12 protein-coding genes are annotated in these 11,991 nt (G+C 73.3%); 3 read left to right on the plus strand and 9 right to left on the minus strand.

What is annotated here, in order from left to right:
* Positions 1–52: 52 nt before the first annotated feature.
* The 9 genes from MKK55_RS23345 to MKK55_RS23385 all read right to left on the minus strand — a co-directional run bounded on the left by MKK55_RS23345 (position 53) and on the right by MKK55_RS23385 (position 8,106).
* A complete protein-coding gene (locus MKK55_RS23345; RefSeq protein WP_147859047.1) occupies positions 53–877 on the minus strand; it encodes an FTR1 family protein in 825 nt (274 codons plus the stop codon).
* A gap of 40 nt (positions 878–917) precedes the next feature.
* Positions 918–2,321 (minus strand): 4Fe-4S binding protein, encoded by a 1,404-nt coding sequence (locus MKK55_RS23350; RefSeq protein ID WP_243937855.1) that lies wholly within the window; start codon positions 2,319–2,321, stop codon positions 918–920.
* 3 nt (positions 2,322–2,324) lie between these two features.
* Positions 2,325–2,705 carry a cupredoxin domain-containing protein gene (locus MKK55_RS23355; protein WP_243935714.1) on the minus strand — a complete coding sequence of 127 codons (381 nt, stop codon included), beginning with the start codon at positions 2,703–2,705 and terminating at the stop codon, positions 2,325–2,327.
* A gap of 2 nt (positions 2,706–2,707) precedes the next feature.
* On the minus strand, positions 2,708–3,268 hold the full coding sequence (locus MKK55_RS23360; protein ID WP_405042906.1) for an iron transporter: 561 nt from the start codon (positions 3,266–3,268) through the stop codon (positions 2,708–2,710).
* 178 nt (positions 3,269–3,446) lie between these two features.
* Positions 3,447–4,049 (minus strand): HupE/UreJ family protein, encoded by a 603-nt coding sequence (locus MKK55_RS23365; RefSeq protein ID WP_147859046.1) that lies wholly within the window; start codon positions 4,047–4,049, stop codon positions 3,447–3,449.
* A gap of 82 nt (positions 4,050–4,131) precedes the next feature.
* Complete coding sequence (locus MKK55_RS23370; protein ID WP_147729793.1) at positions 4,132–5,247, minus strand: aldo/keto reductase; 1,116 nt, start codon at positions 5,245–5,247, stop codon at positions 4,132–4,134.
* Between the two features lie 32 nt (positions 5,248–5,279).
* On the minus strand, positions 5,280–5,960 hold the full coding sequence (gene larB / locus MKK55_RS23375; RefSeq protein WP_243937856.1) for a nickel pincer cofactor biosynthesis protein LarB: 681 nt from the start codon (positions 5,958–5,960) through the stop codon (positions 5,280–5,282).
* Positions 5,957–6,787, minus strand: coding sequence for an adenine nucleotide alpha hydrolase (locus tag MKK55_RS23380; protein WP_243937857.1), 831 nt, complete (start codon positions 6,785–6,787; stop codon positions 5,957–5,959). The genes larB and MKK55_RS23380 overlap by 4 nt, the downstream gene beginning before the upstream one ends.
* A complete protein-coding gene (locus MKK55_RS23385) occupies positions 6,784–8,106 on the minus strand; it encodes a LarC family nickel insertion protein (RefSeq protein WP_243937858.1) in 1,323 nt (440 codons plus the stop codon). Before MKK55_RS23385 ends, MKK55_RS23380 begins: the two co-directional genes overlap by 4 nt.
* Before the next feature lie 222 nt (positions 8,107–8,328).
* Here MKK55_RS23385 and MKK55_RS23390 point away from each other — a divergent pair, with 222 nt between their 5' ends.
* The 3 genes from MKK55_RS23390 to MKK55_RS23400 all read left to right on the plus strand — a co-directional run.
* The gene (locus MKK55_RS23390) at positions 8,329–9,000 is read left to right on the plus strand and encodes a metal ABC transporter permease (protein WP_243937859.1); all 672 of its coding nucleotides are present in this window, start codon (positions 8,329–8,331) and stop codon (positions 8,998–9,000) included.
* A 146-nt stretch (positions 9,001–9,146) separates the two neighbouring features.
* A complete protein-coding gene (locus tag MKK55_RS23395) occupies positions 9,147–10,946 on the plus strand; it encodes an alkaline phosphatase family protein (protein ID WP_243937860.1) in 1,800 nt (599 codons plus the stop codon).
* 157 nt (positions 10,947–11,103) lie between these two features.
* Positions 11,104–11,991 (plus strand): mannose-1-phosphate guanylyltransferase (locus MKK55_RS23400; protein ID WP_243937861.1); only part of this gene is annotated, 888 nt, incomplete at its 3' end.

An 11,991-nucleotide genomic window follows, 5' to 3' on the forward strand; every position in this document is an offset into this window, starting at 1 on the left:
ATCCGATCGCGGCGGGCTTTTCGTTGCCGCTGTTGCGTGCCGGCCGAGGCGCTCAGGCGGTGCGCAGGGCCCGGCGCTTGCTCGAGGCGGTCACCTGCATCAGCCCGACCATCACCAGGATCGTGCCGACGTAGACGATGCCCTGGAGCGCGGTCGGGCGGTCGGTGTAGCCGACGAGCGCGTGCAGCACGCGGCCCGGCCAGCCGTTCTCCGGGATCAGGCCGGACGAGTTCCACAGGATCTGGTCGAGCCCGGTGACGATGCCGGCGTTCGACAGGAACTGCGCCGCCTGCGCCGCGAGGCCGGCGGCGAGGAAGATGATCAGCGCGCTCGTCACCGAGAACACGTAGCGGCTCGGGATCGCGGCGAGGCCGAAATAGCTGATGCCCGAGAGCAGGGCGCCCGCGCCGACGCCGGCGAGCGCCCCGGCCTGCAGGTCGGCCCCCGAGGCGCCCGAGGCGACGAGGCCGTAGAGGAACAGCACCAGCTCCGCGCCCTCGCGCAGGATCGCCGCGCCGACGACCAGCGCCAGCGCCGCCGCGGTGCGCTGCCCGGAGCGGACGGCCTCGCCCGCCGCCCGCAGCTCGCCCGCGAGCTCGCGCCCGTGGGCCGCCATCCAGGTGTTGTGCCAGACCAGCATCAGCACGGCGACGATGAGCACGGCGGCGTTGAGCAGGTCCTGCCCCGCGCCCTCGAACGCGTCCGAGATCTTCTCGGCGAACAGCGCGACGAGGGCGGCGCCGGCCAGGCCCCCGACGATGCCGAGCGCGACCCAGCGGCCGCGCCCGGGAATGCCGCGGGTGGCCGCCAGCACGATCGAGATGATGAGGCCCGCCTCGATGACCTCGCGGAAGGCGATGACGAAGGCTCCGATCATGCGGATATCCCGGCTTTCGCGTTGATGGGGCGCTCGCGCGCTACCAGATCCAGAACAGAAGCGCCCAGTTCGCCACCGCGAGGCCCGCGGCGGCACCGATGCACAGGGTGGTGGCGACCCGGCGCGGGCCGCCGGCCGACAGGCCGGCGATCCGCCAGGCCAGCCACAGGCTCCACAGGCTGGCCCCGCCGAGGAGGCCGGCGCGGACCTCGTCGACGAAGGGCAGGACGAAGCCCTCGCCGCGCAGGAAGCTGACCGTGAGCGCCGAGAGGCCGAGGAAGACGCCGCAGCCGGCGATCGGGATCAGCGCCTGCGTCAGGTGGTGGAAGCGGGCGGTGGACCACGGCCCGCCCGCACGGGTCGCGAGCGCGACCAGGCCGGTCAGCGCGAGCCCGATGCCGAGGCAGGCGGCGGCGATGTAGGCGAGCAGCATCGCGCCGTCGAGGAGGGTGAGCACGTCGTTGTGCTCGGGGTAGTTCGTCAGCACGAACCACGGCGCCGAGGTCTCCAGCGGCCAGGTGACGCCGCGCTCGATCAGCCAGGTGGCGAGCCACTGCTTGCCGTCGATGTACCAGGGGCTCGACGACCACTGGAACGCGCCGACGGCGAGGCCCATCATGCCGAACAGGATCAGCACGGTCTGGTCGAGGGAGGGCTCGTCGCCGGCGACGTGCACGATCTCGTGGTTGGGCGAGCGGCGGGCCAGCCGCACGGCGCCGCGATAGCCGCTGCAGCGCCCGCACATGTGGCAGGCGCCCGAGCCGCGCATGGTCTTCACCGCCACGAGGGGCGCGCAGTTGAAGCCTTGCCCCGGCTTCGGCTTCGGCGAGGCGCTCCAGGCGGCGCCGTCGACCTGGAAGCTCACCGGCGCGAGCTTGGAGAGCACCGCGAACACGCCGTTGACCGGGCAGAGGTAGCGGCACCACACCCGCTTGTTGCGCCCGTACACGGCGCCGACGAGGATCGCCGCCACGGTCGAGCCGCCGAGCACGGCGAGCACCGGCTTCGGGTAGCCGTAGACGCTGACCATCTGGCCGTAGACCGTGGTGCCGGCGAACGCCAGGAACGGCCACCCGCCCCAGGTGATCCAGCGCGGCACGGCGCGGCCGAGGCTCCACCGGCTGGCGAACTCGGTGAGCGTGCCTTCGGGGCACAGCACCCCGCACCAGGCGCGCCCGGCGATGACCATGCTGAGCAGCACGAACGGCCACCAGATGCCCCAGAACGCGAATTGCGCCGCCAGCGTCAGGTTCGACCAGAGATGGGCGCCGCGGTCGGGCAGCGGCAGGAAGGCGGGCACGGCCACGAGCACGACGTAGATGCCGACCACCGCCCACTGGATGGTGCGCAGCACGCCGCCGTGCCGGCGGAGCCAGTCGCCGAAGTCGGCGAGGCGTCCGTCGATCCAGGCCTCCCGGCCGGGGCTGAGGGTCGCGCCGGCCACCGGCTACTTCGCCACCGAATCCTTGGCCACCAGCGTCGCCTTCGCCTCCGGATGGAAGTCGTCGAAGACGTCGTAGCTGCCAGGATCGAGGGTGCGGAAGATGATCGACGAGGTCGAGCCGGCGGCGAGCGCCTTCTCGCGCTTCAGCTCGAGGCTCTCGAACTCCACCGGCGAGGTTCCGGTGTTCGAGATCTCCAGCTTGAAGCGGGTCTTGGCCGGAACCTCGATGATCGCGGGCAGGATCACGCCGTCCTTCATCTCGACCTTGATCACCGGCATGTCGTCGGCGCGCGCGGCCCGAGGCGCCAGGAGAAGCGGCGCCAGGAGAAGCGGTGCGAGGGCGAGCAGCGCCCAGCGGGCGGGAAGACCGGTCGCGGCCCGCATCCTCAGTACGCGCCCTTCTTGCCGATGCCGGCGAAGGTGAAGTCCTGGGTGATGTCGAACGGCTTGAACCACTCGGCCACCCCGGTCTCCTTGTCGACGTGGCGGCCGAAATGGGCGTGCGGGCCGGGGGGCGCCACGGTGAGCTTGAGGCGGTAGCGGCCCGGCCCGAACAGCTTGACGTTGTCGCCGTAATGCGGGCCGTCGTTGGCGACCATGCCCATCAGCGGCCCCGAGACCTTCTGGTCGGTGGGCTTGTCGCCGTCGAGCTTCACCACCTCGAAGGTCACGGTCAGCGACGGCACGAAATCGCCCTCGGCGAAGCCGTTGCGGTTGTCCTTGGCGGCGCGGATGTCGGCCTCGAGGTGCAGGTCGGACTGCGCCGCCGCGCGCATCATGTCGGGCGGGTCCATCTCGATCGGCTGCAGGTACACCGCCGCGACCTCGAGACCGTTCTGGGTCACGTGGGGCCCGACGGGGATCTCCTTGGCGACCGCGGAGGCGGTGAGGCCGGCCAGGCCGGCGAGCAGGGGGAGGGTGAGACGGAGCGCGCGCATGGGATGCATCGCATACCCGGCCGCGCCGAAATTGGAAGAGGCTTGTTCGTCACATGCTCAAATCATAATCGTTCCAAACTGAGAACTATAGAGTCCAGGTTGGTGGAAATCAGCCGTCTTGAAAGATGAATCATAGATCTCGGAAGCTCGAACTCCGGCGGGTGCCTGCCCCGCCGGAGGTCTCGACTTAGAAATGCCCTGCGAGCAGCACGACGCCGGAGGCGACCACCGCGCCGCCGAGCATGGGAGCCATGACCGTACGGCGGGTGCCGGCCGCGATCGCCAGGCCGAGGCCGAGGCCGGCGGCGTGGAGCAGGGCGGTGCCGGCGAGGAACCCGAGGCCGTAGACGAGGCCGGAGGCGGTCTCGGGCATCTCCGCGCCGTGGGCGTAGCCGTGGAACGCGGCAAAGCCGCCGACGAGGGCGCCGAGCGCGGCGACCGGAAGCCGGAGGCCGAACGCGGCCGCGAGGCCGAAGGCGACCACCGACAGGGCGATCCCGGTCTCGGCCACCGGCAGGCCGAGGCCGGAGACCTCGACGCCCGCCATGCCGAGCCCGGCGCCCGCCGCCATCAGCGCCAGGAAGGCCGCGGGCAGCGCCCACAGGGCCCGGCCGCCGCGCAGGGCCGCCAGCAGCCCGACCGCGACCATGGCGAGGACGTGGTCGGCTCCGCTCACCGGGTGCAGGAAGCCGTGGACGAGGCCCGCGGCCTCGCCGTGGCCGGGATGGGCGAGCGCCGCCTGCGGCAGCAGGACGAGGGCGGGAAGAGCGAGGGCGGCGAGACGCTTCATGGGGTGTCCTGACGGTAGGGTCGGGTCGATCATCGGATGGATGGGCGGCGGGCGCCAGGGGTCACCGACACCCTGGCAAAAATCACTCCATCGTCGGGGCGAGGGTCTTCACCCCCGGGACGTCCTCCCCGAGCCAGGCCGCGTTCTTGGCGGTGCCGTCGAAGGTCGCGCTGGTCTTGAACAGCTCGTACTTGCCTTCGAGCGCGTAGGGGCGGCTGCGCCCGAGCAGCTCGGCGACCGCCGCCTTGTCCATCGGGCGGAAGGTCTTCACCGCCTCGAACGCCTGGTCGAGGTCGCGCTGGCTCTGGATGCCGGTGATCAGCACCGAGACCGGCAGGTTGAGGCCGAAATGCAGGTACTCGATCGGCTTGATCGGCGCGTCGCTCTTCAGGATGACGCCGTCGCCGAAGGTCTTCATGCCGAGCGCGGCGATGCCGTTCTGCACGAGGTAGGGGAGGACGAGGTGGCCGAACGAGCGGAAATGCGCGTCCATGACGTTGAGCGGCATCTGCACCGAATCGAACTGGAACCCGCGCTCGTGGGCGACCTCCAGCATCTGCAGATGGATGCGCGGGTCCTTGTGCCCGGTGAAGCCGATGTAGCGCAGCTTGCCCGCCTTCTTCGCCTCGACGAAGGCCTCCATCGCGCCGCCCTCGGCGAAGACCCGGTCCGGGTCGTCGTAGCGCAGGATCTCGTGGTGCTGGACGAGGTCGATCCGGTCGGTGCGCAGGCGGTGCAGCGAGGCGTCGATCTGCTTCGTCGCCTCCTCCTTGGTGCGCCCGTCCATCTTGGACATCAGGAACACCTTGTCGCGCCGGCTGCCTTCCTGCAGCGCCGCGCCCATGCGCAGCTCGGAGCGGCCCTCGTTGTAGTCCCAGCAATTGTCCATGAAGGTGATGCCGCGCTCGATCCCCTGGTGGATCAGCCGCGTCGCCTCGTCGTCCGTCACCGCGCTCTTGCCGAGGTGGAACCCGCCCATGCCGATGGCCGAGATCTTGTCGGAATGGCGCCCGAAGGCGCGATAGAGCATCTCGCCGCGGCGCTCGCCCGGATCGGTGACGAGGGGGAGGCTCGCGGGATCGGACGGCCGGTTGCCGGGCAGGGCCGTCGGGTCGACGGCCGCGGTGGCGGTGCTGCCGCCGGCTGCGGCGAGGCCCGCGCCGACGACGGCGCTCTGAAGGAAGCTGCGGCGTTCCATGGGATTCTCCTGAGTTCGGGCGACGGATCGGTTCAGCCGGCCGCCCGGAGGCGTTCGGCGGTGTGGAGCAGGCGCAGGGCGGCGCAGGCCGCGCCGTAGCCGTTGTCGATGTTGACGACCGCGAGGCCGGGGGCGCAGCTCGCGAGCATCGCGTCGAGCGCCGTGCGGCCGCCCTCGGCGACGCCGTAGCCGACCGAGGTCGGCACGCCGATCACCACGCCGGCGACGAGGCCGCCGAGCACGCTGGGCAGCGCCGCGTCCATGCCGGCGACGCAGATCACCACCGGGTGCGCGCGGATCTCGTCGAGGCGCCGGGTCAGCCGCCACAGGCCGGCGACGCCGACATCGGCGACGAGGGTCGCCGCGCAACCCTGGTAGGCCAGCGTCCGCAACGCCTCGCGGGCGACCGGCACGTCGGAGGTGCCGGCCGCGACCACGGCGATGCGGGCCGGCCCCTCGACCGGACGGGCAGCACCGAAGACGGCGGTGCGCGAGACCGGGCAGTAATCCAGCGCCGCGCGGTGGGCCGCCTGCAGGGCGGCGTGCTTGTCCGCGTCGAGGCGGGTCAGGAGGAAGCGCGCCTCCCGCTCGGCCGCGGCAGCGAGGATCGCGTCGATCTGCGCGGCGGACTTGCCGGCGCAGAACACCGCCTCCTCGAGGCCGATCCGCTCGGCGCGGGCGAAATCCAGGGTGAACTCGTCGGAAACGCTCATGCCCGGGCCCCGCCGCCGACGAGAAAGGCGCTGCCGGTGCGGTAGGGCTCGAAGCGGACCGCGTTCGCGGCGAGGCGTCCCGGTGCCTGCGCCGCGATCCAGCCTTCGAGCGCGTCCCGGCCGCCGGCATCGAGCGCCGCGAGGCTCGCCGGATCGAGCTCGACGACGATCCCAGCGGCGCGCACGCGGCAACGCACGGCGCGGCCCGGCTCTGCCCGGGTCGCCAGCGCGGCCCCGACGCGGCGCTCGACCGCGTGGATGAAGGCCAGCACCTCCGGCTCGATGCGGATGCCGGTCTCGACCCGGCTCGACAGGCAGGGGGCGGAGGGCAGCTCGGCCACCGCGCCGAGGCCGAGATCGCGGCTCAGCCGCCGCACCGCCGCCTTGTCGAGGCCGGCCTCGACGTAGGGGTGGCGGACGCCGTAGCCGGCCGCGGCGTCGAGGCCGGGCCGGTACTCGCCGAGGTCGTCGAGGTTGGCGCCCGAGGCCATCGGCCGGTCGGTGACGCCGCGGATCGCGCCGTAGAGATTGGTCTTGCAGAAGAAGCAGCGGTTCACCGGGTTGGCGCGATAGGCCGGATCGGAGAACTCGCCGGCCTCGATCACCCGCAGGCTCCAGCCGGCGCGCGCCGCCTCGGCGCGGACGCGGGCGGTGGCTTCCGCCGGCACGGCGGGGGAGGCGGCATGCACCATCAGCGCGGCGTCGGCGCCGAGCACGCGATGGGCGAGCGCCGCCAGCGTCAGACTGTCGACGCCGCCGCTCACCGCCACGGCGACGGACCCGATCTCGCGCAGGACGGCCTCGAGCCGAGTGGGAAGGGCGCTCACGACGTCGGCTCCGGCCTCTCGAGGGCGATCCGCTCGGCCTCGCGGCGCAGGGCGGCCCGGGCGGCGTGACCGCCAAGCGACCGGGCGTCGTCGGCCTCGGCCTTGGCGGTGGGCCCGCCCGGCCGCTCCGCGAGCTTGACCCGCACGTCCCGGCCTTCGACCGCGACGGTCGCGGCCCGGCGGGGCAGGGCGCGGCCGGCGACGAGCGCGTGGCGCAGGCCGATCGTCGCGGTCTCGGAGAAGCACGCGGCGACCACGGCATCGAGGGCGTCGGCGCGGGCGAGCAGGCGGACATGCGCCATCATCCGGCCCTTCTTGCCGAAGACCGGCATCTGCACGACGTCGAGCACGTCGTCCCGCATCCGCAGGCGGTCGAGCCCCATGGCCAAGTCCTCGCCGGACTGGTCGTCGACCTCGAACTCGATCACCGCGATCGTGCGATGGTCCGGATGCGTCTCCGGCGCCGCCATCGGGGCCGCGTCATCGAAGGCGAGCACCCGCACGCAGTTGCTCAGGCCGGGCAGGCGCCTGGTGCCGAAGCCGACGCCGGAGCGCCCAAGACGGCGCGGGCCGCTCGGCGCCGATCCGGCCCCGCCGCAGAGATGGCGCAGGATCGCGGCGCCGGTGGGCGTCACCCGCTCGCCCGGCACGCCGTCGTCGCGGGTCGGGAAGCCGTCGAGCAGCAGCGCGGTCGCCGGGGCCGGTACCGGCAGCAGGCCGTGCTGCGTGCGCACCATCCCGGAGCCGAGGGGGAGGGCGCCGACGCTCCATCGCGTGGCGCCGAGCGCGGCGACGAGGTGGGCGGCGGCGACGATGTCGGCGATCGAATCCCAGGCGCCGACCTCGTGGAACGCCACCTGCTCGACCGCGATGCCGTGCACGCGCGCCTCCGCCTCGGCGAGGTGGCCGAAGATCGCGAGCGCGTGCCCGCGCACCGCCGCTTCGAGATCGGCGCGTTCGAGCGCGACGCGGATCTCGGACCACGGGCGGTGATCGTGACCGTGGTCGCCCGCGTGGGCGTGGGCGTGCGACGAGCCGTGCGCAGGATCGTGATCGTGGGGGCCGTGCGCGTGATGGCCGTGCGCGTGCCGGTCCGCGCCCTGCGGCGCGGGACCGGGCTCGCCGGGCCCGGAGACCAGGAAGCGGCTGCCCTGGAGCACGCCGTCGTTGTGCGGCAGCACGCGGCAGGCGACGCCCGCCCGGCTCGCCGCGCGGACGCTCGCCGACACGCCCTCGGCGTGCTCGGGAAAGACGTCGAGGAGGGCGGCGACGAACATGTCGCCGGCCATGCCGCCGACCGCGTCGAGGTGGATCTGCATGCCTGTCCGATGGTGGAGCGGGCGAAAGGCCCGTCGGTTCGAACACCAGATCGGCCGGAAAGGTTTCGCGGCAAGGCCCCGCGGCCGAGCCCCGGCGAGGCGGATGGCCGCGCCGGCCGGCGGGTGCCGGGCCCGGCGCCGGCATGATAGCGGTCGGGCCGCAGCCGCAGGCTTTCGGACGATCGTGCCGGATGGTCGGGCCTTCCCAACGACAGGACCCTCATGACACGCCTCCCGCTTCTCGCCCTCGCCGGCCTCCTGTCGATCGGCGGCGCCCAGGCCGCCCCGGTCGTCGAGCGCCTGCGCGGCACGATCGAGGCGGTCGCGCCCGGCGCGATCACCCTGAAGACCATCGACGGCGTGTCGGAGACGATCGCGCTCGGCGACGACACCAAGTTCGTCTCGGTGGTCAAGGCCAGCCTCGAAGACGTGAAGGAGGGCACCTTCATCGGCACCGCCACCAAGGGCGAGAGCCCGCGCACCGCGATCGAGGTCGTGCTGTTCCCCGAAGCCATGCGCGGCACCGGCGAGGGCCATTACGGCTGGGACGCGATCCCCGACACCACCGCCGGCGGCGCCCGGGTGAAGAGCGCCATGACCAATGGCACGGTCAAGGCTGACGCCCCGGCCCCCCGGGTGAAGAGCGCGATGACCAACGGCACCGTGTCGGCCAGCGCCGCCGGCGGCGGGGAGCGCACGCTGACCGTGACCTACAAGGACGGCGCGCAGACGGTGGTCGTGCCGCCCCAGGTGCCGGTGGTGACCTTCGAGCCGGCCGACCGGGCGGTCCTGAAGCCCGGCGCCAAGGCCTTCGTCACCGCGGCCCGCGACGGCAGCGCGTTGAGCGCCCGCCGGGTCGCCGTCGGCAAGAACGGGCTGACACCGCCGATGTAGGCGTCGCGCCCCGATCGCGCGGGCGGGCCGGGGATTCCGACCCGCCCGCCGCCCCGCCCGCGTTCGTCGTCACACGGACGTCATGGGGACGTGGGGAGAAGCGGCCCCGAGCCGCGTTCCAGCCGGCGCTTCAGGAGACGACGGCGATGCGTGCGATCCTCAACGGCGTCATCGTCGCCGGCCTGCTCGGCACCGCCGCCGCGGCGGCCGAGCGCCCCCGCAACGTGATCCTGTTCGTCCCCGACGGGATGCGCGCCGGGATGGTCACCCCGGAGACCGCGCCCGCCATGGCGGCGCTGCGCGACCAGGGCGTGAACCTCGCCAACAGCCATTCGCTGTTCCCGACCTTCACCACCGCCAACGGCTCGGCGATGGCGACCGGCCACCACCTCGGCGACACCGGCGACTTCTCGAACACGATCTACGTCGGCAAGCCGGTCGCGGCGCAGAACGGGACGGTGACGCCCTTCGTCGAGAACGACGCGGTGCTCGGCGAGATGAACGGATTCTTCAACGGCGACTGGCTCAACGAGGAGACGGTGCTGCGGGCCGCCGCCAAGGCCGGGATCAGCACCGCGGCGATCGGCAAGCTCGGGCCGACCCTCAACTTCGACAACACCAGCCGCGACGGCGCCCCGACGATCATCGTCGACGACGACACCGGCTCGGCGCGCGGCATCCCCTTCAGCGCCGAGATGCGGGGCCTGCTGGCGGCCGGCGACCTGCCGCTGGCCGCCCCCTCGCGCGGGGAGAACGGCAAGGCCGGCGACGCGACGACGCCGGGCACGCTGGTCGCCAACGTCGCGCAGCAAGCCTACTTCGTCGACGTCGCCACGAAGGTCGTGCTGCCGCTGTTCAAGGCCCGCGAAGAACCGTTCGTGCTGGTCTACTGGTCGCGCGACCCGGACGCCGTGCAGCACAACCACGGCGACAGCCTCGGCAAGCTCGTGCCCGGCATCAACGGGCCGACCTCGCTCGCCGGCATCCGCAACGCCGACGACAACCTCGCGGCGCTGCGCCGGGCGCTGGACGCGCTCGGGCTGGCCGACACCACCGACATCGTCGTCGCCGCCGACCACGGCTTCTCGACCATCTCGAAGGAGAGCGCGACGAGCCCGTCGGCGAAGACCGCGCTTCCCGGCGTGCCCGCGGGGCAGCTGCCGCCGGGCTTCCTCGCGCTCGACCTCGCGGCCGCCCTCGGCCTGCCGCTGCACGAGCCCGATGCGAGCGCCGCCCCCGTCCTCGCCGGCCAGCGGCCGAAGCTCGGCAACGCGCTGCTCGGCCCCGACCCGAAGGCGCCGGACCTCGTCGTCGCGGTCAACGGCGGCTCGGACCTCGTCTACCTGCCGAAGGGCGACACGGCGCTCGCCGCGCGCACGATCGCGGCGCTCCTGGCGCAGGACTACGTCAGCGGCCTCTTCGTCGACGACGCGCTCGGGCGCTTCCCCGGCACGCTGCCGCTTTCGGCGGTGAACCTGAAGGGCGAGGCCGCGACGCCGACGCCGGCGATCGTCGTCAACTTCCGCTCGTACAGCACCGGCTGCGCCAACCCGGAGACCTGCGTCGTCGAGGTCGCCGACACGGCGCTGCAGCAGGGCCAGGGCATGCACGGCAGCTTCAGCCGGGCCGACACCCACAACTTCATGGCCGCCATCGGCCCGAGCTTCAAGGCCGGCTTCGTCGACCCGCTGCCGGTGAGCAACGCCGATGTCGGGCAGACGCTCGCCGCCCTGCTCAAGCTCGAGATCCCCGCCAAGGGCCGCCTGATCGGCCGCCCGATGCGGGAGGCGATGCGGGAGGCGCCGGTACCGCAGGCGCAGGCCGGCACGCTCCGCTCGGAACCGTCGCCGGCGGGCCTGACCGCGGTGCTGCGCTTCCAGCAGGTCGGGGACCAGCGCTACTTCGATGCGGCCGGGTTCCCGGGGCGGACGTTCGGGCTGGAGTGAGGCCGCCGGCCGAGGCGCCCGACGCCGGGCGTTTGCCATCACGACGGATTCGCGGCCGGCTGGACCGGCATCGAGTCGCCTCGCGGCGGCGCGGGCGCTACCGTGGGTTCGCCGAGACCGGGCCGTGCGGCCCGGTCCCAGGAACAGGAGTCGTCCGATGAGCACCGTCCGCATCCTGCCCGTGATCCTGTGCGGCGGCTCGGGCACGCGGCTGTGGCCGGTATCGCGCGAGAGCATGCCGAAGCAGTTCGCGCGGCTGGTGGACGCGTCGGAATCGACGTTCCAGGCCACCGCGCGGCGGGTGGGCGACGCGGCGGTCTTCGCCCGGCCGGCGGTGATCGCGGCGGCCGAGTCGCGCTTCATCGTCGCCGAGCAGCTGGCCCAGGCCGGGATGTCCGCCGACATCATCCTGGAGCCGGAGGGGCGCGACTCGGCCGCCGCCGTGGCGGTGGCGGCCTTGCACGCGGCCAAGGCAGACCCGGAGGCGGTGGTGCTGATCATGGCCGCCGACCACGTGATCGGCGACGTGCCGGCCTTCGCCGCCGCCGTGCGCACGGCGGCGGTCGGCGCGCGGGCCGGCTACACCATGACGCTCGGCATCGAGCCGACGCGCCCGGCGACCGATTACGGCTACATCCGCCGCGGGGGGGCGCTGCTGGAGGCCGAGGGCGCCTTCGCGGTGGCGCGCTTCGTCGAGAAGCCGGATGCGGAGGGCGCCGCCGCGCTGATCGCGGAGGGCGCCCTGTGGAACTCGGGCTACTTCCTGTTCCGGGCCGACCTGATGCTGGCCGAGCTCGAGGCGCACGCGCCCGCGGTGCTCTCCGCCGCCCGCGCGGCGCTGGAGCGGGCCGGCGTCGACCTCGACTTCGTGCGCCTGGACGCGGCGGCGTTCGGGCAGGCGCCCAAGATCTCGATCGACTACGCGGTGATGGAGCGCACGACGCGCGCCGGCGTGCTGCCGGTGTCGTTCCCGTGGTCGGACGTCGGCACCTGGGACGCGGTCTGGCAGGTGCTGCCGCAGGACGCCGCCGGCAACGCGGTGCGC

The sequence above is a fragment of the Methylobacterium sp. J-059 genome (assembly GCF_022829485.1).
Taxonomy (GTDB): Bacteria; Pseudomonadota; Alphaproteobacteria; order Rhizobiales; family Beijerinckiaceae; genus Methylobacterium.

Coding starts and splice junctions, on each gene's coding strand:
- MKK55_RS23345 (WP_147859047.1), bottom strand. CDS start 877: ATGATCGGAGCCTTCGTCATCGCCTTCCGCGAGGTCATCGAGGCGGGC.
- MKK55_RS23355 (WP_243935714.1), bottom strand. CDS start 2,705: ATGCGGGCCGCGACCGGTCTTCCCGCCCGCTGGGCGCTGCTCGCCCTC.
- MKK55_RS23360 (WP_405042906.1), bottom strand. CDS start 3,268: ATGCATCCCATGCGCGCGCTCCGTCTCACCCTCCCCCTGCTCGCCGGC.
- MKK55_RS23365 (WP_147859046.1), bottom strand. CDS start 4,049: ATGAAGCGTCTCGCCGCCCTCGCTCTTCCCGCCCTCGTCCTGCTGCCG.
- MKK55_RS23370 (WP_147729793.1), bottom strand. CDS start 5,247: ATGGAACGCCGCAGCTTCCTTCAGAGCGCCGTCGTCGGCGCGGGCCTC.
- larB (WP_243937856.1), bottom strand. CDS start 5,960: ATGAGCGTTTCCGACGAGTTCACCCTGGATTTCGCCCGCGCCGAGCGG.
- MKK55_RS23385 (WP_243937858.1), bottom strand. CDS start 8,106: ATGCAGATCCACCTCGACGCGGTCGGCGGCATGGCCGGCGACATGTTC.
- MKK55_RS23390 (WP_243937859.1), top strand. CDS start 8,329: ATGACACGCCTCCCGCTTCTCGCCCTCGCCGGCCTCCTGTCGATCGGC.
- MKK55_RS23395 (WP_243937860.1), top strand. CDS start 9,147: ATGCGTGCGATCCTCAACGGCGTCATCGTCGCCGGCCTGCTCGGCACC.